General features: G+C 40.6%; 18 protein-coding genes. 7 read left to right on the top strand and 11 right to left on the bottom strand.

From position 1 onward, the window contains the following. Nucleotides 1-126 precede the first annotated feature (126 nt). From Q4600_RS07110 to Q4600_RS07095, 4 genes are all read right to left on the bottom strand, one after another. Nucleotides 127-1,371 carry a dicarboxylate/amino acid:cation symporter gene (locus tag Q4600_RS07110; protein ID WP_102526584.1) on the bottom strand — a complete coding sequence of 415 codons (1,245 nt, stop codon included), beginning with the start codon at nt 1,369-1,371 and terminating at the stop codon, nt 127-129. Nucleotides 1,372-1,950: 579 nt separating this feature from the next. Then, nucleotides 1,951-3,171 (bottom strand): phosphoenolpyruvate carboxylase, encoded by a 1,221-nt coding sequence (locus tag Q4600_RS07105; protein ID WP_248956254.1) that lies wholly within the window; start codon nt 3,169-3,171, stop codon nt 1,951-1,953. Then, nucleotides 3,168-3,857: a hypothetical protein gene (locus Q4600_RS07100; RefSeq protein WP_303514683.1), complete on the bottom strand. Its 690-nt coding sequence runs from the start codon at nt 3,855-3,857 to the stop codon at nt 3,168-3,170. Before Q4600_RS07100 ends, Q4600_RS07105 begins: the two co-directional genes overlap by 4 nt. Next, nucleotides 3,857-7,531 (bottom strand): ATP-binding protein, encoded by a 3,675-nt coding sequence (locus tag Q4600_RS07095; protein WP_303514686.1) that lies wholly within the window; start codon nt 7,529-7,531, stop codon nt 3,857-3,859. Before Q4600_RS07095 ends, Q4600_RS07100 begins: the two co-directional genes overlap by 1 nt. Before the next feature lie 330 nt (nt 7,532-7,861). On the opposite strand from Q4600_RS07095, the gene Q4600_RS07090 reads away from it, so the two are divergent. Continuing rightward, nucleotides 7,862-8,557 carry a hypothetical protein gene (locus Q4600_RS07090; protein WP_229368508.1) on the top strand — a complete coding sequence of 232 codons (696 nt, stop codon included), beginning with the start codon at nt 7,862-7,864 and terminating at the stop codon, nt 8,555-8,557. A 161-nt stretch (nt 8,558-8,718) separates the two neighbouring features. Here the strand turns inward: Q4600_RS07090 and Q4600_RS07085 are convergent, their stop codons facing one another. The 5 genes from Q4600_RS07085 to Q4600_RS07065 form a co-directional block, all read right to left on the bottom strand. Continuing rightward, a complete protein-coding gene (locus Q4600_RS07085; RefSeq protein ID WP_102526589.1) occupies nt 8,719-10,338 on the bottom strand; it encodes a methyl-accepting chemotaxis protein in 1,620 nt (539 codons plus the stop codon). 200 nt (nt 10,339-10,538) lie between these two features. After that, nucleotides 10,539-11,648 (bottom strand): GGDEF domain-containing protein, encoded by a 1,110-nt coding sequence (locus Q4600_RS07080; protein WP_303514691.1) that lies wholly within the window; start codon nt 11,646-11,648, stop codon nt 10,539-10,541. 216 nt (nt 11,649-11,864) lie between these two features. Further along, nucleotides 11,865-13,442 carry an alkyl hydroperoxide reductase subunit F gene (gene ahpF, locus Q4600_RS07075; protein WP_303514693.1) on the bottom strand — a complete coding sequence of 526 codons (1,578 nt, stop codon included), beginning with the start codon at nt 13,440-13,442 and terminating at the stop codon, nt 11,865-11,867. A gap of 231 nt (nt 13,443-13,673) precedes the next feature. After that, on the bottom strand, nt 13,674-14,243 hold the full coding sequence (gene ahpC, locus Q4600_RS07070) for an alkyl hydroperoxide reductase subunit C (protein ID WP_102526592.1): 570 nt from the start codon (nt 14,241-14,243) through the stop codon (nt 13,674-13,676). Between the two features lie 307 nt (nt 14,244-14,550). Further along, the gene (locus tag Q4600_RS07065; protein ID WP_303514697.1) at nt 14,551-15,294 is read right to left on the bottom strand and encodes a spermidine synthase; all 744 of its coding nucleotides are present in this window, start codon (nt 15,292-15,294) and stop codon (nt 14,551-14,553) included. A gap of 162 nt (nt 15,295-15,456) precedes the next feature. On the opposite strand from Q4600_RS07065, the gene Q4600_RS07060 reads away from it, so the two are divergent. Further along, nucleotides 15,457-16,053 (top strand): mechanosensitive ion channel family protein, encoded by a 597-nt coding sequence (locus Q4600_RS07060; protein ID WP_102526594.1) that lies wholly within the window; start codon nt 15,457-15,459, stop codon nt 16,051-16,053. A gap of 152 nt (nt 16,054-16,205) precedes the next feature. Here Q4600_RS07060 and Q4600_RS07055 read toward each other — a convergent pair whose 3' ends face one another. Further along, entirely contained in the window at nt 16,206-16,943 is a 738-nt protein-coding gene (locus Q4600_RS07055; protein ID WP_248956261.1) for a dienelactone hydrolase family protein, read from the bottom strand. Nucleotides 16,944-17,019: 76 nt separating this feature from the next. After that, nucleotides 17,020-18,009 (bottom strand): 2-hydroxyacid dehydrogenase, encoded by a 990-nt coding sequence (locus tag Q4600_RS07050; protein WP_303514704.1) that lies wholly within the window; start codon nt 18,007-18,009, stop codon nt 17,020-17,022. A gap of 187 nt (nt 18,010-18,196) precedes the next feature. Between Q4600_RS07050 and Q4600_RS07045 the strand changes: the two genes are divergently transcribed. The 5 genes from Q4600_RS07045 to Q4600_RS07025 all read left to right on the top strand — a co-directional run bounded on the left by Q4600_RS07045 (nt 18,197) and on the right by Q4600_RS07025 (nt 24,547). Next, entirely contained in the window at nt 18,197-18,616 is a 420-nt protein-coding gene (locus tag Q4600_RS07045; RefSeq protein WP_303514706.1) for a hypothetical protein, read from the top strand. Between the two features lie 36 nt (nt 18,617-18,652). Further along, nucleotides 18,653-18,943, top strand: coding sequence for a hypothetical protein (locus Q4600_RS07040; protein ID WP_102526598.1), 291 nt, complete (start codon nt 18,653-18,655; stop codon nt 18,941-18,943). 187 nt (nt 18,944-19,130) lie between these two features. Continuing rightward, nucleotides 19,131-19,808, top strand: a complete 678-nt coding sequence (gene rluA, locus Q4600_RS07035; RefSeq protein WP_102526664.1) for a bifunctional tRNA pseudouridine(32) synthase/23S rRNA pseudouridine(746) synthase RluA — start codon at nt 19,131-19,133, stop codon at nt 19,806-19,808. A 155-nt stretch (nt 19,809-19,963) separates the two neighbouring features. Continuing rightward, complete coding sequence (asnC, locus tag Q4600_RS07030; protein ID WP_055022683.1) at nt 19,964-20,425, top strand: transcriptional regulator AsnC; 462 nt, start codon at nt 19,964-19,966, stop codon at nt 20,423-20,425. 255 nt (nt 20,426-20,680) lie between these two features. Then, nucleotides 20,681-24,547 (top strand): S8 family serine peptidase, encoded by a 3,867-nt coding sequence (locus Q4600_RS07025; protein WP_303514717.1) that lies wholly within the window; start codon nt 20,681-20,683, stop codon nt 24,545-24,547. Nucleotides 24,548-24,563: the final 16 nt, after the last annotated feature.

The raw sequence follows: 24,563 nt of genomic DNA, 5'->3' as shown, positions 1-24,563 counted from the left end.
CAACAGACCCTAACTAAGCATATACAAAAAAGGTCTGCTAATGCAGACCTTTTGTTAACCCCATGTTCAACGAACGGTTAAGCATAGGGTTAACCGTTCGTTGAGCCCCAAAAGACTCAATCAAACTTAAGCTTTTTCAGCTTCAATCTGGTGCGGTTTTTCAGTTTGGTCGACAATGGTTAATACCGCTGTATCACCAACAACATTACATGACGTCAGCACCATATCGATGATACGGTCCAACGCAGCGACAATAGCAAACGCTTCAACTGGTAATCCCATTTGGTGAATAAGCACACCAATCATCACCATACCGCCACCAGGAACACCACCTGCACCCACTGACAATAAGAAAACACTGAACAATAAGGCTGGAATTTGATCGCCACTAATAGGCATACCAAAAGCATTGGCAACAAAGAAGATTGCAATAGTGATGTAAATTGATACACCGCCCATGTTCATCGTCGCGCCCAGTGGCACACCAAAACCAGCAACTGCGCGGTTAACACCTAACTTATCAGTTAAGGTTCGCATGGTGACTGGAATTGTTGCATTTGAACTCGCAGTTGATAGCGAGAACAAGATTTGCTCACGGGTTTTTTCACGGAATTGTTTCGCTGTTACTTGGGTAAAGAAGCTTACTGCATATGGATAAACCACAAAAATCCACAGTAATAACAACCCAAGAATTAGCAGTAAATATTGCACCACGCTGAAGAAGATTTCAGGCTCTAACGTCGCACCAAGCTTGAACATCAATGCAAACACACCTATTGGTGCAAGGTTCATCACCACTGATATTAAACGCATCATAATGACGTTAGCGGTTTGAAAGCCCTTCACTGCGCCTTTAGCAACTTCACCTAATGACTTGATCACGCCGCCTAGCAATAGCGCCATGAAAATGACTTGCAGCATATTGCCTGACGTAAATGCAGAGAACGGGTTATTCGGTACGATATTGACAATCAAGGTCATCAAATTAGGCAGTTCAGTGGCGGTAATATCCACACCACCAGCACTAGACATATCAACGCCTTTACCTGGCTCGATTAACATTGCTACCGCAAAAGCAGCCGTAATCGCCACTAAGGTATTAATAATGTAAAAGCCAAACGTTTTGCCACCAAGACGGCCGAAGCTTTTTAGGTCTTGTAGTTCACACACGCCGCAAACAATACTGACAAATACTAGCGGCACCACTAGCATCATGATCATATTGACGAACATTTTACCAATGCCAGAAGCGACTTCGACTAATGTCCCCGAAAAGAACGCCACATCATTTAGCGCAAATTGAACGATACTACCCAGTAGTACCCCTAAGAATAACCCGATAAAAATTCGAGTCGATAATGATTTGGTCATAATTTTCTGTATTCCTAGTTCAAGCCGACTTCAGAAAGAAAACACCTAAAAACGACGATAAAATTTGTTTTAATTATTTTTAACGACAAGGATACTGAAACAAGATGCAACATAATTCAATGTTAGAGATCAATAAGTTGTTATAAGGAATGAAACTAGATATTTACAGTGAGGTATAATTGACTGTTTTAAAACAACTAAACCATTAAATTTAATAAAATTGACTGTTATGCCAGTTTTCAAAACCAAAACACAACTCCATAACAGCGAGATCCGTTAGTTAAATTACCAAATTAAGTTAAATACACTGGCTTACTGCAATATGTTTTGCCTTGATGCCATAACACTCGTAAGCAATAACATTTGTTACTAAATAAAATTAATCATAATGTTATCAGTAAGATCGATAAATGTATCAATATAAAGCCATATGAGTCGCTACTGTTAAATCATCACAGTCAACTCAGCTTACTGAATGCTAGCCAATAAAAAAGCAGTTAAGTTGCCTTAACTGCTTTACCCGCTAACAAGCTTATTTACGTTTTGAGCGCCTTTAATGCAAATTCAAAGCTCGTCTTTTTATGCTAGCCATAGCTCAACATCGTGGATCATAAAGTTACCATTATAAACAGGATCAGGTTCACCTATTGGTTCCAACTCAAAATAGGCTTTATGCTCGTCGGGTAAGCCTTCATAGCCACCAATAACTTGATACAGCCAGTTTTCGGATTCCCACTCAAGCTTATTCGCTTGTAGATACTCAAGCGCCGATTGGCGAAGACCTGAATCAATGACTTCACAGAAATACTCATCGACAGCTAGCTTCAATGGATTATCTGGGATATCGAAATCTTCCACTGCAGTCATTGTGGTTTCAACATTATGCTCACGCACTTTACTTGGTAACAAGTCCCGACTAATGGCTTTAATTTTTGATACCGTATCAAGCAAGGTTAACTCATGCTGACTGTTATGCACATCAACACTGGCAGGCTTGATGATCGCTTCAGCGCAATTAAACAACCTAGGAACATGCTTATGGCCAACATGATTTTCTGGCTGATAATCAGGGTGTAAATCAGTGTGCAGTAAAAACCCTTTCAACAATCGAGTTCGGCCTTGGATTTGTCTAAATCGCCCTAAAAGCTCCAATAACCTGCCCTGTACCGCACTGATTTCTTGAGTGCACTGACTTAAAGTTTCTTGTAAGTTAGTGACCAGCAAACGTCGTAACTCACGAATATCACCGGCAATCTCACTTAATTCGCTGAACTGGAACATCTCCAGGCCGTTAAGTAGCTCAGAGACCTGACTTTGGGCTAATTCATTTTCGCGAATTTTAGCGTTAATACTTCCCACATAGCCAAACTCATTATTGATCCGGCTCCATAACACCCTAATGGAGTACCTTAGGCTATCGGTAAAGCTATAAACATGTTCACTTAAGTCAGCTAAATACGCTTCAGCGGCACTGTAATCGATATTATGACGGGCTTCTTTATAATGATCAGCCAAAGTCTTAATGGTGCTAAATGCGGATCCCACATTTGAATCAATCTGCCGATTACGTTCATCACTTAAGGCTTCTTCTAGTAAAGCCCGCACCGAGCGTTTTAGTCGCAGCTCTTCGTCTGGTTCTGGTCGCCATAAAATACCGCTCTTTTTCAGTTTCTCAATCACCGCAACATCATGAGTAGATTCACTGACCGAGCCTGCTAAATAGGCATCCATAACCACATCAGCATGACGACTGAGCTGTTTGAGCAGCTTAACCCCGGCTTGATGTAAATTATTACTCATACTAAATCCCGTTGCGTGGCCGTTTCAGCTTGAGCTTCAAGACTTAGTCCTTCGGTTTCATCAATAAAGCGAATCACCTCATACAGGTAATCAAGCTTACCCGTGGCGATGTAAATCTGCTTTTCGCTGTTTGGCTTAATCAAGTAACCCAGTTCAACTAACCGCTTAAATACCAATTTAATTTGGTTATCGACATTGCTACTGGTTGAGCCAAATAGTCGATACTGGCTTAATTTAGCCAGTTGTTCCATAAAGGCTGGCGTATCTTCAATACGCGCCTGCAGCTCAGTTAATCTTATTGGTGCGCCTTCACTTAAAGGGGCATCTTGGCCACTGCTCTCTTGCACCAGTACTAACCATTCCACCAGCGGAATTAACGCTGAACAAATGTCTTTAAACTGACTCGAAATAACCTTCTTTTCTTGATCACCTAGTTGCTGGTAACCACAAAAAAATACATCGCCTTCAGCAGCCGATGAAATCGTGCGATTAATTTGGTTAAGATATTGCTCAACCTTTTCAAAGGTAGTGCTATTTTTAAGCGCGCGCCAACCATCTTCATTGGTTGTGCGGCAAATAAACTCGCCGCGTAACAACTGTTCAATCAATACCCCTGTGCCGACCAAAGGCGTGTCTGAAGAGACAGAGCTTAATGAGTTTGAAGTAGACGTTATAGACTCAGACATTACACAGCCTCCTTGTTAGCTCGTTGGCTTAATCGTTCTGCCAGAGGATTACTTTTAGGCTTAACCACTTGCAGTTTTCGGGTTTGTTTATTGATAATATAGCGGTTAGCAAACAAGTTAAGCACTTCAGATTCTGGGTTAGGGAAGGCGCCCAAAACACTGATATTGTTATTCACACAAGCATCAAAAATCTTCTTCACATTGGTGTGATGCAAAGTGCCTAATTCATCAATTGGCCAATGAATAGTGACATCTGCTTTACCGCGTAATAAGCGCGTAAATGCCAATAAGAACTTACACAAGATTAAGTAAGCCATACCATGACTTGATGACTCATTAAGCTGTCTATCGGTGCGGATAATCAAATCGCTATTGCCTTCTTTTAGGCGCAATTCAATTTCCAGTAATTTAGCAATACCACCAGATAATGCTGAGCGACCAATGATGTCTAATGCTCGGCGCATACTTGAGGTGTAATGCTCATCAGGCAATTGGCTAAAACCATCCGCTTTCCATTGTTTAAAGGCTTTCACGAACACTTCTAATTCTGGCCAGAACTCTAATTCACTAATACGCGAACGAATCCTCACTGCCGACTCTGAAACACCATCAAGGAATAACTCTTCGCCGACTTCGCGCGTAATCCGCGCGCTTTGTGAGGCAATACGGCGATCGATATCGGCGAGCACATCATAATAAGCGGTTAAATCGATACCAAAAATACGCCCTTGCTCACGAATAGCCATCAGTGATTGCGGCACCATCACATTCAGCAGTTGCTCAAGTTGCGGCACTAACTTACGGTAATCCAGTAAACGGATCCCTTTATCGTTAGTAAAGCTCGACTCATCCCGAGCACGCTCCCAAAACTCAGCTAAACTCGAACCAGATTTACTGACAATCACCGAGTCAAAGTGTTCAACATATTGCTTAACTGAACCCAATAAATAGTCGCGTTGCAGAAGTAACTCTTCACCTTGCCTTAAGCGTTCACCAATACTGCCATCAGCTTCATCTTTGCTAGGTGGTAGTTTCAATTCCGCTAACTTTCGCATTACTGCACGTAATTTAGTTAAGTTTTCGGATGCATCGACTTGCGCAGCATCTGAAGCTTTTTTCTTGGTTTCAAGCTGCTGTTTACGTTGCTTCACATCTGCTGTTTTATTTGCAAGCTGCTGCTCTAACTCTAGTGCGGCTTGTTTGACTTTAGATAAGTCGGTTTGCAGTTTAGGTTTAGTGATCATCCATGCATTTTGATACCAATGGTCATAACGCAACACATCACTTCGACGTTTTTCAGCGTTACTGATTTGGCTTTCTAATTCACGGATGTTTCCTTTAAGCGCAACAATCGCTGCTTCATCGACACCGCGAGATTTAAGCTCGTTCTTGTACCAAGTATCACAAGCTTTCTGTTCTTGTTTGGCGTTACTGCGGCGAGTCTCAATATTGGCTTTGATTTGCCCGAGTTGGTTATCCAGTGCGCCAACCACATCTTGCCAGTAAGCATTTTTTTCCATTCGCGCTTCAAGCGCTTGCTCTTTTTGCTCAGATAACCAAGCTAAATGGTGATTATGTTGCTGCTTAAGTTCGTTATCTAACTGAATAAGACGCTTGCTTGCATGGGCTTTTCTATCAGCCAAAGCTTGATTGATTTGCTCTTGAGTACTGCGTTTTTCATCAAATAAACGCCTAACATCTTCACGACTATTTTTATAAGCTGTGCGGGCAAAGGTAAGCTCTTTATTAAGATTATCGAGCTCATCGTTGATGGCAACCAGCTGATCTTCGTGCTCAGCTTTAAGCTCTTCAGCTTGGGCTAAAGCATCTTCAGCTTTATTGAGCCTTAAACGCAAGTCTTGTTCAGAGGCGGCATAATCTGGCACCTCAATCGCTTTAAGATCTAAGCCAATACCAAATAACGACTCGTCATTATTTCCTGAAACACTTGGATGTAAGTCTGTTCGATGGAGTAATTCTGGCGCAATCACTTTACCAAAACTTTGCTCCCAGCCCGGTGACTCTTTGCGTAGAAACTCAAGTAAAGTATGTGACTGAGGAAATAAAACACCTTTAACATCATCCACATCGCTTAGTCGCTCATTTACTCGAACACTGGCGATGCGTAATGCTTCGCTGACTTGATCGCGCTTTGCTCTGAGCTTGCGTTCATCACTCGATAAACGATCCACTTTTTGATTACATATTTCTTGCTCTTCATCGGCGCGACTAATTCGTTCATCGAATACTGCCAGCGTCATTTTTTCTTCTTCGGTATACGTTACGCCATCAATCTGATGACTTAATTCACCGCGAGTTAATTTGAGTTGGTACTCTTGTTCAGCAAATGCCGCTTTACCAGCATCGGTTTTATCACGCCATAAATTCTCTAGTGCCGCTAAATCTTCTGACGACGCTTCACGCTGACTATCACGGTTTTCACGCGCTTCATCTTGCTCTTCATGAAGAGATTCCAGCTCACGGTGCAGTTGCTCTGCAATTTTGCTGCGACGAGAACTGTAAGCTGCTTCAATATCTTGGTGCTTTTCAGTTTGTAGCTTATGGCGCTCTGTGAGGTTTTCTAAATCACTGCGCCAATTATCCAAACTGTCTAAATCAGCTTTAGCTTGCTCAATATTGGCATTTAAAAAGCCTTCGTATTGATCTTCAATGGCATCCAGTTCAGCTTCATACTTACGTGTGTCACCTTGCGCAAAAGATAACTCCTGACTGATCTCATCACGTGCTTCTTTCCACTCTTCATCTAATAATCTCAGCTGTAAACTGGCATCTTTAGATTCATTTTGATTAATATCTTGTCTTTCAGCTTCAAAGGTTTCATCTGCGCGATAACCTTTAGCCAATGTCCCTAAACGCAATTCAGCGCTCAGTAACTGGTTAAATTCTTGTTCTAATTTCTCAAACTCTGGGCGAATTTGTTCAAAGCCTTGTACCAATTGGCTTTCACGGATCCAATTCTCGACACGCTGCGGATTAAGGCGAGACGTTGGCGGATTAACTCCGTCTTCTTCTAAAATAGCCGCAACCATCGACTTAACGGTTTCCATTTTTCCTTCTTTGGAATGGACCGCTTTAGCAAGTTTCTCTATATGACGTAATGAATATTCACTGTCACACAATGAAAAGTGATGCGCATAGGTGCGTAACTCACCTTTATTACCACCTGTAGTTAATAAACTGCGATCGTGTTGGATAATCGCGCGATATTCACGGGTGTTCAGTAGATTAGTATGAGTGACTTGAGCACGTTTCATTTCTCGGCCAAGTTCAGCCATGGTATGACAAATAATTGTATCGCCATTACGGTTTTTAACGTAATCATCTAACTCGAAGCCTTTAGCAATAAAGCGATAGTTAACGCCTTTGCCGTCACCAGCTGACGCCATAACCGCTTGATACAACTTGCCATCACTCTTTTGATACTCATAAATGATATAGCTTGAATCGTGAGGTAAGTACCAACGCTCGAAACTGTCACGGGTAGAAGGAACAACGCGGCTTGGGTATTCGCCATAAAACACGGGAACCAGTCGCTGTAACGTGGTTTTACCCGACGCATTGGTACCACAAATATTAGTGTGTCCATCTAATTGAAGTTCTACTACACCTGGGAGGTGAGTATTAATTAACACGATTCTGATCAAGCTTGGCATTGGAGTCCTTTTGCGCAGTCAGCTAAAGCTACAAACTAGATTTTAAGGCACTTTTTAAGCGCTTTTCTTATGAGCTTGGCTTATGATTTTTTACCTATTGGTAATAAGTTAAATCAAAGCGATGAATGAAGCAATTTCGCCGATTATAATGTTTGAGATAATACGCTAACAAGACGAAAAGTGGCGCCTAACAAAGCAGCAAACAGTGATGTTTAATTCATTTATTCCTAATGGAATAAGCGATATTCCAAATAGCGCAACCAGCTTTGATAGAATGGGGGATATTTATCTCTGTACATTGCTCATCAATCAATAGGTTTCCCTTTTCGTATGGCAAAATCTCATTTACTCACATCATTTTCAATTTTGTGTACGCTACCTGCTTCTTTGCTAGCTACCGCTGACGAAAAGCACCATGAAGATCCGACTAAAATTGTCACTAAAGCGGGTGTCGGCTATAACGATCAATTTACCTTTTCGGGATCTATTGGCCTTGATGCTACGCGAATGGTAAACGCACGCATTAATGATGATGGCAGTGAATGGCGCATTGGCGGTTCTTGGTTATTTGATTTTGGTATTGTGAACTTTAACTTTAATCGCAATGAATACGACAATGATGCGAGCTCTAACGGTTATAGTGTGGGTACATTTATTCCATTGAGTTATTTCGGTTTTACCCCTGGTGGCTGGCAAATATTTCCTATGGCCGGCTACAACTATACCGATGGCGACATTGCCGAAGAAGACGTTATAGATGATAACGGCTTTATTTTAGTTCCTAAAACCAGCCATGGTGCATATCTTGGCGCTTTTGCGATGAAGCCTCTCGGAGAAAGTTGGACCTTAATGGCATTTGGCGGTGGCGCTGCCGGTAGTGACAGTTATTCTAGCTATTGGGCTGGCGGCGGTGCGAGTTATAAAATTAATCAGCAGCAATCATTTAACTTTTATGGCTTTATCTCTGAGAGTGACTACGGAAAAACCAATAAAATCGGGATTTCTTATACTTATCAATTTGAGTAAAATGTTTTCTGAGGTTTTGTTTACTTTTATCTCAAAACCTATGATCAAAAAAGCCACCTGACGGTGGCTTTTTAGTGACTGTTTTTTGCTACTATTTTTAAAGGCTGTTTTTTATGACTAATTTTTAGTAACTGTGAATTTATCCTACTGCTTATATTTCGTTAGAGCTTAAACTGAGAGGTCGCACTTTGAAGCTCGTCAGAGAAACCTAATAAGCCTTCTGATACATCTTGTACTTCAGCAAGGATATCTAAAGTTTGAACAAATGAAGCATTCATTTCAACCACGTTATGACTCACTTGCGCCGCAACCGCTGATTGCTGTTCTGTCGCCGCGGCAATATGGGTGTTCATGGTATTAATACTGACAATCTGTTCTTGAATTGACTTAAGCACATCGCCAGTTTCACGGGCATGTTTCTCATTGTCTGATGCTTTACCAATAGCGACATCCATGGTGCTAACCGAAGATTCAGCCGCTACTTTTAAACGCGATAGCACTTCGCGAATCTCTTTAGTTGCATCAGCAGTTTTCGACGCTAATGCGCGGACTTCATCAGCAACAACCGCGAAGCCGCGCCCCTGCTCACCCGCTCTTGCTGCTTCAATAGCAGCGTTCAATGCTAAAAGGTTAGTTTGTTCGGCAATTGAGGTAATGACATTCAAAATTGAATTAACGCTTTCGGTATCTTTGGCTAATTCATTTATCGAGTCTGAAGCCACTTCAATTTCAGCATTAAGCTCTTGAGAGATATTAATTGTACTGGCCACCACAGCTAAACCGTTTGTCGCTTCTTGCTCTGCGCTATCTGCAGCTTCCGCTGCCTGTTGAGCGCTTTGGGAAATTTCATTAACAGAAATACCCATTTCTTCCATTGAGTGTTGCACTGCTTTTGCATCTAAGCTTTGTTTTTCTGTGGCTTGCGTGGCTGTTCCCATACGCTCTTTTAAAGACTCTGCGCTTTGCAGTAATGGCGCTGTCACACTGACGACTTGTTGAATCGCATCAGCAAGAAGACGTAAGAAACGATTGAAGTTAGAAGATACCTGCCCTAGTTCATCACGACCAGTGACATCTAACTGATGGCGCAAATCACCTTTACCGTCAGCTAATTCACCCAAAGAGTTAGCTAGATTACCTGCTGAACCACTTAATGATTTTGCGATTGATATAGTCGCAATAGCCATAATTAATAACAGCACTAAGCCAATTGATAATGTCAGTGCCAAGCTGCTTTCAGAACGACTAACTGACTCTTGAATGGTGTTATTAAATTCAGATACTTTATCGGTTTTATATTGCTGAACACCATTGATAAGCTTGTCGTAAACTTGAGTTTTATTGGCAATAATTTCGCCGACTTTACTCATATCAAGGGTGTTATCTATCATCCCCTTAGCAAGATCATAGGTTATGTCATTATATTGGGAGAGTTCTCGATTCAGTGTTGATAATCGTGAAGCTTGTTCATTATCAAGCCCTGTTAAGCTATTAATGTTCTTCTTTAATGATTCAAAGGTCTTGTTAGCATTATCAATCAGGTCTTCATCAGCAAAAGACACAGCCTGAGTATAAAGCTCATCAAGTCTTTGCACATATATTACGTTTTGATTGGCGAGTTCAACTCGTTGAGAAACCTTATCTTGCATGAAGGTCATCGTATCGTTGTTTTTATTAATTGCTACGATACTGATCGTTAAATTAACAGCGAAAATAATCACTGATAATACAAAAATTAAACCGATTTTTTTAAAAATAGACATATTGCTAAACCAATTCATTTATTGCCCCCAAAGCACTAAAAAAGTAAATTCATGACTTAACAAAGTCATTCAAATTGACTACAACACATTGAATTTAAATTAGTAAATTGTGTAATAGTGATTATGTGATGTAACGACAAAGAATAAAGAAAACAAGCAACTGTTGACTATGGAATTGTTACAATTGTATATATCGGCTTTACAGAGTAAATCTAAAGCTAATGAGCAATATTATTTCTTGAACTGTCTTTAACTTCATACAGTTTATCGTCGGCATGCTTAACTAATCGCTCAAGTGTCATGCCCGAATGCCATTGGACGACGCCTTGAGATAGGGTCACAAACTCACTTGCTAATGAATCAGGATGTTTAAACGCCATTTGGCTTAATTGTATTTTGATATTGTTAGCGACATCTATCGCACCAGAAAGGTCTGTTTCAGGTAATAAAACGATAAACTCTTCGCCACCATAACGGGCGCAAACGTCTCTTGGTCTTTTAATTTGTTTGGTCAATAACTTAGCCAGTTCGACTAAACATTCGTCACCTCGTTGGTGACCTAGATAGTCGTTGAGTTTTTTAAAGTAATCGATATCCATTAAGATAATCGACAGAGGTAAGCCTGTGCGTTCAGAGTGTTGAATTTCTTTATTCAACATTGAGTCAAAATGGCGTCGATTACTCAGCTTGGTTAAGCTATCCGTTAGTGCCAACTGATTTAATTCGCTTACCAAACGCTGATTCTCAACATCTTTAAACACCGCTTTTCTGAACCACTTTTCTACTACTTGTTGACCAGAAATAATCACAGCAAAAAAGCTCAGCATTTTAATCACAGGAAGAAATAAGTCGATAGAAAAGAAAAAGACTCTCGCAATCACTAAATAAGCACCAATAATTAATACGGGGACAATCAGTAATCCTCGTGACGGAAATAACGCCACCACAAAAGAAATTAAAATCAAGTGGATCAATGACTCAACGGTTGTTTGAGCAGACAATGCTTGAAATAAAAACAAATTACACACTAATACCCAACAGAGAACCAAGGCGAAAATGAAGGCATAAAATCTTTTGTAATTATTTACTTGAAGGTTTTCTGATAATGCGAAATTGTGAATAAGACCGAACAGTGAAATTAACGTAATTGGAGTGAGGCTGAGCGAAGTAAAAACGATGTCTTTATCTGGATTATTGATCACAATAGAAACAAAAATCACAATAGTGAGAATGAATGATAAAACACTAAGCCATCGGCAACTTTTTGCTAAGTATTGTTGCGTCTCTATATGCAACTGGAATTCAAAAGTTGGTGTCTTCGTTTGCATGTATCTGATTATTTTTTGAGTTATTATGATTTGATTATAGCTATTTTTTAATCACTTGCGACATTAAGTGTAAGATTAAACACTGATTTTAAATTGAGAGTTTTTACAAACACAAAAACAGCAACTCCTTGCAACATTTTATCAGCTGGATTAACTCACAGACATAAAAAAAGCCAACCTAAGTTAGCTTTTAACATTTCCGAAAATTTGATTTATTTAAGCAGCGATTTCAGTTGCTTTAGTCTGCTCATCTTCACTGTGTCGAATAAGGTAATCGAATGCACCAAGCGAAGCTGTCGCCCCACTGCCCATCGCAATAATAATTTGCTTATACGCTGAGTTAGTCACATCACCAGCAGCAAACACACCAGGTATTGAAGTTTGACCCTTGCCATCGACGATGATTTCTCCGCGACCAGTCAATTCCACAGTATCTGTTAGCCATTCAGTGTTTGGCACTAAACCAATTTGTACAAAAATACCCGCTAGCTCAACATCATGTGATTGATTCGTTTTGCGGTCGGTATATTTAAGACCCGTTACACGTTTACCGTCACCTATAACTTCGGTAGTCATAGCCTGAGTGATGATATCGATATTACCCATAGAGTGGGCTTTACGTTGCAGCACTTCATCTGCACGCAATGTGGTATCAAACTCAAGAACAGTAACGTGCTCAACGATATTGGCTAAATCAATCGCAGCTTCGATACCTGAATTGCCGCCGCCAATCACCGCGACACGTTTTCCTTTAAACAGTGGACCATCACAATGTGGACAATACGCAACACCGCTACCACGATATTCTTGTTCGCCAGGTACGTTCATTTCGCGCCAGCGAGCTCCGGTGGCTAATAATACTGTTTTACTTGATAACTTAGCGCCACTTTCAAGCTCTAATTCAAATAAGCCGCCGTCTTTTAAAGACAATGCACGCTGATTATCCATAATATCAACGTCATAATCTTTTACGTGTGCTTCTAAATTAGCAACCAACTTAGGGCCTTCTGTCTTTGAAACAGAAATAAAGTTTTCAATACCGACAGTTTCAGCCACTTGGCCGCCAAATTTATCAGCAACAATACCCGTTCGAAGTCCTTTACGTGCTGCATAAATTGCCGCAGATGCACCCGCTGGGCCGCCGCCGACGACAAGCACATCAAAAGCTTCTTTATTGTTAATCTGTTCGGCTTTTCTTGCTACAGCATTAACATCAAGTTTATTTAATATTTCTACTACGCTAATGGCGCCTACCGAGAATGGTTCGCCATTCATGTATACCGTTGGTACCGACATGATATTGCGCTCATTGATCTCATCTTGAAACAAAGCACCGTCAATCATCACATTGGTAATATTTGGATTAATTGCCGCCATCATATTTAATGCCTGAACCACTTCAGGACACGTTTGGCAGCTCAGCGAAACGTAGGTTTCGAAATGAAATTCACCAGGTAAGGATTTAACTTGCTCAATCACTTCATCGGCAAGCTTAATCGGATGACCACCAGAGTGAAGCAATGCAAGCACTAATGAAGTGAACTCATGTCCCATAGGCAAACCAGCAAAAGTAATATTAGTGTTTAGCTGCGGGTTAATAATACTCATGGATGGGGTTCTTGAACCCGTTTTTTCCGTCAAACTCACTAAGTCAGATAGTCCTGCGACATCTGTAGCAAGTGACAATAATTCTTGAGATTTTGGGCTAGCGTCTGCTGACACGACAAGTTCAACTGGGCGCTTGAGGTTTTGCAGATAGGTGTTCAGTTGATTTTTAATATTCGTATCTAACATACGTGTGCTCCTAAAAAGTAAATAAGTTGAGCAAAAAAATGTGTCAATCTCAGTAACTCCAACAAGGTGATGAAACTTGTTTGAGCCAAGGGGGCCTAAGATTGACAGGAGATGATTTGGAACAATGGAGATAATCTAATTGAAACCGTTTTATCAAATATTGGCTCACTCATGATGATGAGATGAGCAAGCCAATGCTGATAATATTTTACGCTTAGATTTTAGTGACTTTTAGATTTTACCTACTAAGTCAATTGATGGAGCAAGTGTTTCTTCACCTGGCTGCCATGCTGCTGGACATACTTCACCATCGTGAGTTGCAACGTACTGGGCAGCTTGGATTTTACGTACTAACTCAGATGCGCTACGACCAATACCAAGGTCATGGATTTCAGCTACTTTTACTTCACCTTCTGGGTTCATTACGAAAGTACCGCGAAGTGCTAGGCCATCTTCTTCAATCATTACACCGAAGTTACGAGTGATTGCGCCAGTTGGGTCACCAATCATTGGGTAATTGATTTTGCCAATTGTGTCAGAGCTTGCATGCCATGCTTTGTGAGTAAAATGAGTGTCAGTTGATACTGAGTAAACTTCAACGCCCATTTCTTGTAACTTAGCGTAATGGTCTGCCATGTCGCCTAACTCAGTAGGACATACAAATGTGAAATCCGCAGGGTAGAAGAAAACAACTGACCACTTGCCTAGCAGGTCTTGCTCAGACACAGGAACAAATTCGCCATTGTGAAATGCTGTTGCTGAGAATGGCTTGATAGTTGAATTGATGATTGATTGAGTCATTGTATTGCTCCGTAAATTTAATTAAGTGTTTAGCTGTATCCGTTTGATGGGATAGATAATAGCGACAACTCAGAATTAAATATAACGGATAAAAACTATCACCTTAATCGGTTTTTTAGAATGACGATAAAGTTAGGGTAAGTGTTATCGGATTTTCCGATGACCAATTTCAACAGTCTAAATAATGAAGATTAAAACAAGCATCCACCAAATAATAGATTATAAAACAACCACTTACCAAGTAAGAGTAACGAACTAACAATCACATCATTAATTACTATCACTCAAGTTTCATATTCTAAAACCTTTATTCCCATTGGGTGAAACGAGTCAGTGAACGCCCTACAGGGTAATCAAGTTGCTGTGACAATTGCTGTAGCTGCTGTTTGTTACTTGCGGCGCTGAATGAGTGAGGTTGTTTACTGGCATAAATCACCCAGTTACCCCCGCCTGTTAGGGTTGCATACACATTCGCAAACTGCTGCGATAGCGTTTGCTTTAACAGCTCGCTTTTACTGTGCTCTTTCCAACAATTTAATACCAAAAAACCATCAGCTTTAAGGCCTTTATGGCAATGCTCAATAAACTCCTTGGTTAACTGCTTTTCATCAACACCTTGTTCGATATACATGTCTGCAAAAATGATGTCTACTCGCTTATGATCGCCTTTAGCGAGAAATTCACCACCATCTTGATGAACAAGATTAAGCTTTTTGCCAATTGGTAATTGAAAATAACGTTTAGAAATATCAATGACATCTTGTCGAAGCTCCACAGCAGTGAGCTTAATCCCCGCATCAAAACGCCTTAAAGCATGCACCAACCCACCGCCACCTAGCCCTAGAATAATTGCACTTTTAGGTGTTGAGAAAAGTAATACCGCTAGCATTGCCTGAATATAAGTATGCTGAGGAACATGAGGCTTAGCTTTAAGAATTTTGCTTTGTTCGTCATTATCACCAAAGGATAAAATACGGTAGTCGTTATCTTCTAATACGAATATTGGGCCGATCTCATCGCTGCACTGGTGTAACTGCTGGTAATCTAACATTTAACTGACTCTAGTGATCCGACTGTAAATTTTCTTATATTCAACATGACGAATTTGATTGCAAGCTGGACAGTTTACAGGATAAATTCTAACTCTCATCGTCTGAGTTCAAACTTAACAAGAACAATCTGAAATCTAGCCCCAAAAGAGTAAATAAAGCCTATGACGACCCAAATTTTAATTAGTTGTATTTGCTTAGCGGTGTTTTTCTTTGTGCAACATCAATTAAAGCAAATCATCACTAAGCAATCAGAGAAGAAGCAAATAAATGAGGTCAGAACCCGACTTGTCACTCGGCTCTTATCATATTTATTATTTTTCATTACGGCATCGATTATGGCGGTGTCATTAGGGCTAGGCTATCAAGAAGTTTCCCTATTTGTATCATCAGCTTTTGCTGTGCTTGGGGTCGCTTTGTTCGCTCAATGGTCAATTTTGAGCAACATCACTGCTGGAGTGTTGATATTTTTTGCGTGTCCTTACCGTATTGGCGAAAAAATTAGGATCGTTGATAAAGATGAAGATATGACGGGTATTATTGTCGAGATAAGCTTATTTCATGTCATTTTAAAACGAGATAAGGGGGACTTAATGACGTACCCCAATAGCTTAATGTTGCAAAAAGCGGTGATAAAACTGCCTCATACGAATTCAAAGGCTGGTAACGAGCACCAACCTAAAAAAGATGTTACTCAAGTAGCGGGTAACAATGTCGAAGCTTCAACTGTCAGCGAAACAGAAAACAATACCGTAAGCTAATCAATTTTTGACAAGTCTGACTCACCGTATGCTAGTGCATAAGGCCAGATTTATGAGTTCAAGTTTATGAGCTTAAGTTTATGAGCTCAAGTTTAAGAGTTTAAGTTTCAGTTTCAGTTTATGAGCCCAAATTAATGGGCTCTATTCATCGGTTAGCTTAATACTCTTTGAAAAAATGCCACCGCTTGCAAATACATTTGAAGTGCTAGCGCCGCATCATAGCGTTCGCCCTCGTCACGCATAAAGGCGTGTTGGGCATTCACTTCTTGCCAACTAAAGTTGATTTGCTCTTGCTCCAACTTTTGATAAATCAATTTACGTCCTTCACTGGATACGTGAGGATCTTGTTTACCAAAAATCATTACTAACTCACCAGCGATGTCGCCAGTTCGTGTCAATGAATCATTGCCTTGCTCGCAAGGTAACGTATTTGAATGAATATCCGTTGGGTATAAACAAAATGCGCCACTGATATCGGCATTAAGCGCTGCACGATAGGCTAAATGGCCACCAATACAAACGCCCATTACTCCAACCTGACTGGTGCAATATGCCTGACTACGGGCAAACTCCACCATTGCTTCAGTATCACTGTCATGATGCTCTAGCGGTTTAGCAAATTTATCTGCATTACCTTTGTCTTTTCCAGCATCATCATATTCCAGCACAGTTCCAATTGGGTTTAGCTCATGAAACACTTCAGGCACCATAACAACAAAGCCATGGCCAGCTAAAATTGCAGCGCTTCTAGCAATCGGGGCTGTTTGCTGAAAAATTTCCGAGTAGAAAATAATCGTTGAATACTGGCCTGACTCGTCTGGGCGATAAACATACGTGCGCATCACGCCAGTTGCCGTTGCTATATCATGCACTTCTTTGGTAATGATCATAATCCCTCTTTAATTTTAATCCTTTCACAGTAAGTCAAATGGCTATTCTAGAGCCTGTTTACGATATTAAACCAGCTTAATTGAGTTCGTTATCTGAATGGTGACTCGTCAATAAATCAGTGATATTTTTCAAGGTCGTATAGGCAATGGCATTAAGTGCTTCATCAGTTAAGAATGCTTGGTGACCAGTAAAAATAACGTTGTGACTGGCAGACAAAATTCTGAACACATCATCCTTAATAATTTCATTTGATTTATCTTGGAAAAATAGCTCTTTTTCATTTTCATATACGTCTAACCCTAGCGAGCCTAACTGACCCACCTTTAATGCTTCCATGGCATCAATCGCATTTAATAAGCCACCACGACTGGTATTGATAACCATGACGCCTGGTTTCATTTTATTAAAGCTTTTTTGGCTCAATAGATGGTGATTATCTTCTGTTAGTGGGCAGTGCAAGCTTATGATGTCGCACTGTGGATACAGTTCATCAAGGCTGGTGTACTCAACGCCTAAACCTTTAACGACTTCACTTGGATACGGATCGTACGCAACAACTTTACAGCCAAAACCCAGTAAGATTTTGATAGTGGCGATTCCAATTTTCCCGGTACCAATAACGCCAACTGTTTTGCCATGCATGTTGAAACCGACCAAACCTGACAAGGCAAAATTAGCATCTCGGGTGCGTTGGTAAGCTTTATGAATTTTACGGTTTAAAGTTAGCATGATGGCAATGGTGTGTTCGGCGACAGATTCAGGCGAGTATGCAGGGACATTAACAACCGTGATGCCTAATCGTTTAGCAGCATCTAAATCGACATTGTTAAAGCCAGCACAACGCATGGCAATAATTTTAGTGCCTCCTTTGGCCAGCTCAACTAAGACTTCTTCACATAGAGAATCATTGACGAAAGCGCATACCACTTCAAAACCATCCGCTAATTTGGCATTTTGCATACAGAGTCGATAATCAAAGTATTCAATCTTGGCACCAAAGTCTTTATTCATCGCATCAAAATGTTGAATATCATAATTTTTTGCGCTGAAGAATCCGATTTTCATTTAACAGTCCTTAGTCAACAAGCTCAGGGGCTTGTCTTAACACACCGATTAACAATTCACGGTGTTATTTTTATAAAATGTCATCTAGCTAGCATACCAATAATTTAGATTTTGCTATAGATCGCTATTCATTCAAGATGAATTTGCTAAGCTGTTACCTCATTAACATCTCAATTATGTGTAATTCATGTCTAAAAAGCAGCATCAAGAAGTTTCTGAATTCCAATTTTGGCTACAACGCTTAGGCAAAACCAGTTTAAGAGCCTTACATATTGTCGGCATTGTCGGTGCTGGCGGTGGACTATTACTGGGAATAGAACAAAATCTTTGGATCAATTACTGGATTTTAGCCATGACTAGCGGCGTGGCATTATTTGCTTGGGAAGTGATTAGAGATTGGCGCTGGTTAATTCAATTGAAAGGCGTGTTAACGATCTTCAAAGTTTTATTGCTGGGTTTATTTATTCCAATGGCAGATTGGAAGCCTGAAATAACAATTTTTATCGTGTTGTTATCGGTCGTAGTATCCCATGGTCCTGCTGGATTACGTCATTATTCTGTGGTGCATCGAAAAGTAATACATGGCAAAAAGGAAATTAAAGGTTAATCTAGTATTATCTTTTGTTATTTTTAAGGTAATAGGATGTTTCCTTATCCGGAGCAATATCGTTTAGCAGCCCCACCGTTAACTACAAGTTTCATGGTGTTTTGGGCACTACTAAGCCACAGTATTTTTGCTGATGCCAGCCCGTTTGCACTTTATCCTTTATTGTCCCTATTCCCACTGGTACTCATTGGGCATGTGTATTTGATTTGGAATGCACAAGGGATGTCGCGACTTGACCAAAGTTTTTACGCACTAGTCCATGTCCCGCTGGCATTTGTTGTCTGGACCTTTACCATTATGCACGTCAATGGCAACGCATTTTCATAAGTGTTTTTGGATAAGCGACTTATTATAAAGGTTAAGTGAACAACGATTTTTATAAACCTTTGGGCGATATAACTAAAACGTTGGCGTCAAAGCACACTAGGGCGTGCAAGCAGTATCATTCATAGATTGCTTGCACTTACTTAAGCTGAAAGGTATCTTTGCCGCGCATTCTTGTAAAGGGCTTACCATGGCAGACTTCATCTACACTCCCCCTACCGATCCTTGGCTCGATATTATCCATGAAGATAAAGATATTATTGTGCTCAATAAGCCTTCAGGACTCTTGTCTATACCTGGACGTGATGCCCAATACCACGACAGCATTTATAGCCGTGTATTAGAAAAACACCCCAATGCTCAAATCGTACATCGACTGGATATGGCAACATCTGGTGTCATTGTAGTGGCACTGCGTCGTAACGCTGAGCGAGAATTAAAGCGCCAATTTAGAGACAGAGAAACAGCTAAAACTTATTATGCCAGAGTGGCAGGCCACCTTAATCCTGAAATAAAACAAGTCGATTACCCGCTTATCTGCGATTGGCCCAACCGGCCTAAACAAAAAGTTGATCATAAGCTCGGCAAACCTTCTTTAACTCATGTCGAAATAATCAATTATGCTAAGCAGTCAACGCTGGTAAAGTTAACCCCTATTACTGGGCGTTCTCATCAACTACGCGTTCATATGTTGGCATTGGGTCATGTGATCCTAGGCGATGGCTTTTATGCCGACCCATTAGCGAAACGTTTATCTGAACGATTATTGCTGCACGCCGCAGAGCTCACCATTCATCATCCATATAGCCAACAGAAAATGACATTCAATGCTGAAGTGCCCTTTATTCATCCCGTTGGATTGCAATAATACTAAGTTTACCCCAGTCCTTTTCTTGATAACTGCAGTCATCAACCTCAACAGTTTACGTTATGCATAAATTGTTCATGAGAACTTTTTGATAGCCATTGTTCATTATTCATCGTAAATTAATGCCTAATTATAATTTAATTAGGCATTTTACTATGGAAACTCCATTTCAAAGAGATCAGCTAGACAATCAAATTCTTGAAGCATTAATGGAAGAAGCGCGAACCCCCTTTGCTGAGCTCGCTAAACGTTTTGCAGTAAGTGCCGGTACGATTCATGTACGCGTTGAAAAAATGAAACAAGCAGGCATTATCACAGGTGCAAGGATAACAGTGGATCCTAAAGCTTTAGGCTATGACGTTTGTTGTTTTATTGGCATCAATTTAAAAAGCGCAGGGGATTATCCTGCTGCCATATCAAAGTTAAATGCGTTAGAGGAAGTTGTTGAAGCATATTATACCACTGGTAATTACAGTGTTTTTGTAAAGGTAATGTGCCAATCTATCGACGGATTACAGCATGTTTTAATCAATCGCATCCAATCTATTGATGAAATTCAATCAACAGAAACCTTAATTAGCCTACAAAACCCCATTGTTAGAGGTGTTAAGCCTTAGTGTATTTTATTCTTGCCTATAACCAACTTAATTGAGGTATACCTCTAAAGTAATAATTATAATTTACGATAAATTTATTAATTTGTAACAACTTTGATTACCTTTGTTAATTATTTGTGTTAAAAAGTCATTGAGTGCATCAAAGAATGCACCAAACGCATTAATGTAAAAACATAATAAACAGCATTGCCACCGACCTAGTCTCTACCCTACAAATGCTTGGACGTGGTAAATGCTTTAACCAAGGAAGAAGTTGTGAAGACTAAATTATCTATAGCGATATCAGCAGCGTTACTCTCTAGCGCTAGCTTTGCAAACACCCAAATGACAGGCAATAAATATGATTTAGAAATATTGTCTATTGACCAACATAAGAAACCAGCAGTAAAGCTGAACAATATTACAACACCACAACGATTTATTGTTGAGCTGTCTTCTCCTGCTGTTGCAGCGTACCAAGGCGGCACAGCGAACTTAGCAGCAACTGCCGTTTCAGCTAAAGACACTAAATTAAACATTCAATCTACCGCTGTACAAAATTATGCTTCGCACCTTGCTACAGAGCAAAAAGCATTCACAAATGCATTAAGCAGTGTGTCTGCAAACAGCAAAGTCGAACGTCAATTTAAAACACTGTTCAATGGTGTCACTGTTACTGGTCAAAACCTAACTGTAGAGCAGTTAATGGCGATCCCAGGTGTTAAGTCTGTTTATCCAGAAACCATGTATGACATCAGCATGGATGCCTCACTTCAAGTGATTAATACTGATGCTATGTGGGAAACGGTCAGTGGAATGGAGAATGCGGGTAAAGGTATCCGTGTTGCTGTCATCGATGGCGGTATCCGTCCTGAAAACCCAATGTTTGCAGATGAAGGCTTTGAAGCACCAATGGGTGCTATGCCAACTGATGACTACTGCTCAACGACTGATGAGTCTTTTTGTAATAATAAACTCATTGTTGCCCGCTGGTCTCAACCCACTTTTGAAGTGTGTGCCGATGAATATATGAGCCCGCTAGGTTTCGGTGGTCATGGTACTCACGTGGCAGGTACCGCTGTAGGTAATCAAGTATCAACTCAATTTAACGACATCGATGTAGAATTATCAGGTGTGGCGCCTGCTGCATACTTAATGTCATATAAAGCATTATATTCAAAAGCTGATTGTACTGGTGGTAGCGGCTCTAACATCATGTTAATGGAAGCGCTAGAACATGCGGTTAATGATGGTGCAGATGTTATCAACAACTCATGGGGTGGTGGCGCAGGTGCAGATCCAGCAAGCAGCCCGTATAAAACAATGTTCGAAGCCGCAGAAGCTGCTGGCGTCATTGTGGTATCAGCAGCAGGTAACGATGGTAATGGTGCAAGCACTATTGGCTGTCCTGCTTGTATTGAATCAGGTATTGCCGTAGCAAATAGCACAACGGGTCGTTATTTTGCCAATAGCTTTAATGCCGGCGGCGAAGATTTATTAGCAATTCCTGGTTCTGATACTGTCATTGAAATGGATGTCACGGCACCTGTTATTGCAGCTATAAATGTTGATGAAATGAACTTTGAAGGTTGTGAAGCTTTCCCTGTTGGTAGCTTTAAAGGCAGCATTGCACTAATTTCACGTGGTTTGTGTGCTTTCTCAACAAAAGCAGAAAATGCTATTAATGCAGGCGCTGAAGCATTAGTTGTTTACAACAGTAACCCTGGCGCGCCAATTACTATGTCTATGCCTGATGTGACTTTCCCTTCAATAATGATATCTAACGATGATGGCACTGCAATTATTGATGCTATGGGTGAAACAGCAACTACAGGTACTGTTGGCTCTGAAATTAAGCGCATAATGGTACCAGCTCTAGCAGATACTATTAATAGCTCTAGCTCACGTGGTCCAAACGGTAATCAGAATATGCTGAAACCTGATTTAGCAGCACCGGGAACCAATATCTTGTCAGCTTATTCCCCTGATGATGGCGGCGAAGATTTCAACATGATTTCTGGTACCAGTATGGCAAGTCCTCATGTTGCAGGTGCTGCAGCAATGATGAGACAACTTCATCCAGATTGGTCTGCAAATGACATTAAAACAGCATTAACATCTACTTCGACTACCGAAGGCATTTTAGATGATGATGCAACGACTGCGGCAACACCATTTGCGATGGGTGCTGGTCGTATGGATTTAGATGCTGCAGCTAAAGCAGTACTAACCTTCGATAAGCCTTCAATTGCAGCTGATTCATGTGTTGGCCCATGTACTTTCACTCGTACTGTCTACAACAAGAGTGACGAAGATACATCTTGGTCATTAGCAGCAAGCAGTGATTCTGCAGGCATTACAGTATCACCGTCGATGTTGGATATTCCAGCAGGTGGCTCTGCAACGTTTATGGTGACTGTTGATTCAACCTTCTCAGATTACGGTGACTGGATATTCGGTAATGTAATGCTAACAAGTGCTGCAGGTCTGCAAAATGCACACCTACCATTAGCAGTCCTTGCTCAAGAGTCTAGTGATGCTTCACTGATTTCTATTTCATCAGATGACAGTGATTTAACTACAGCTGATGATATGGAAATTACCGCAGTATTAAACAACACCATGTTTGAAAATACGGTCACCTTCACAGCTAAAGCACCTGAAGGAACAATGCTAACCTCAGAAGATGATGTTTCAGTTAGCTTAACTAATGCCACTCAAAATGGCTTTAGCGTCAATGAAGATACTGGCGTTATTACCTGGGTCGGTAGTCTTGAGCAATCTGAAATGTCTATCGATGCGTCAACAGGTACCTACCCGAGTATTTTTGATGCTGACTTAGTATTTGTGCCTGCTTGTGATGAAGGTTGTGATGAAAAATCATTTACCTATGAAGGCTTACCTGAGTTCAAATTTAATGGGGTAACATACGACACCATCACAATATCTGACAATGGTATTGTGTTAGTCGGCGGCGGAAATACTGCTGGCACTTGGAATAATAGAGAGCTACCAGACAGCACAAACCCAAATAATATATTAGCACCATTCTGGTCTGACTTTGATTTGAGTGATGGCACAGCTACTGATACTGGTGGTGGTCAACTAGGCCTGAATGTTATTAGTTTATCAACAGGTACTTTCTTAGTTGTTGAATGGAAAGATGGACAGCTTTATGCTGACACATCTGGAACAGGTTATTCATTTAGTGTTTGGATTAAGGCTGGCGATACGGAAGATGTTTCGTTCAATTATCTGAACATTCCTGATATGCCAGCAAACGTATCAATTGGTGCAGAGAATATGGGCGGCACAATTGGCACCACATACCATTACAACGGTGAAGGTTCAGCAGTCACTTCAGGTGATTACTTACAAGTTCTATCTTCAGCAGCTGGCCAAGTTAAAATTGACTATAAAGCAACAGCAAGTGAATTTGACTTAGGCACTATGGACTCTTCAACTACTGTTGAAGAAACTGCTGTGACATTCAATGTACTAGATAACGACACAATGCCTGACCAAAAAGTGGCTCGTTCACAAGTTACTGGCGATGGTATTACAGCGACAGCTCAACGTATTATTAACACTGCAGCTTCTGGTGACTTAGGAAGTGTTGCAATAGTCGATGAGCCTGCAAATGGTACAGTCACTGTGACTGAATCTAGTGAAGTAACTTATACACCAAATAAAGATTTCTTCGGCAAGGATACCTTTTCATATAGCGCAACTGATGCTGCTGGAACTGTAAGCACTCCTACTGAAGTGGTTGTTGATGTTACTAATGTGAACGATGCACCTACTGTATCTCCTGCAGACAAATCAAGCATTGAAGGACTTACTGTAACTGTTAGTGCTAATGGTAATGATGTAGATGGTGATGACCTGACCTATAACTGGACTCAAATATCTGGTACTGATGTCAGTTTTGAAAATGGTAATGCATCAATCAAATTCACTGCCCCAGCAAAAGGTGCTCTTACATTTGAGGTCACAGCTTCTGATAGTGAACTAGAAAGTGCAACTTCTACGGTAACAGTCAATGTAGATTCTAAACCGAGTGACAGCAGCGGCTCTATGGGCTGGTTAACGACATTACTTCTTCCTTTAGCGGCGTTCCGTCGTCGTAAAATGAAGTCGTAATTGATATTTAAGCTTT

The sequence above is a fragment of the Shewanella sp. 2_MG-2023 genome, from assembly GCF_030548905.1.
GTDB classification, from domain to species: Bacteria; Pseudomonadota; Gammaproteobacteria; order Enterobacterales; family Shewanellaceae; genus Shewanella; species Shewanella electrodiphila.
The sequence above is the reverse complement of the archived record's forward strand: the minus strand, read 5'-3'. Positions and strand labels throughout refer to the sequence as shown.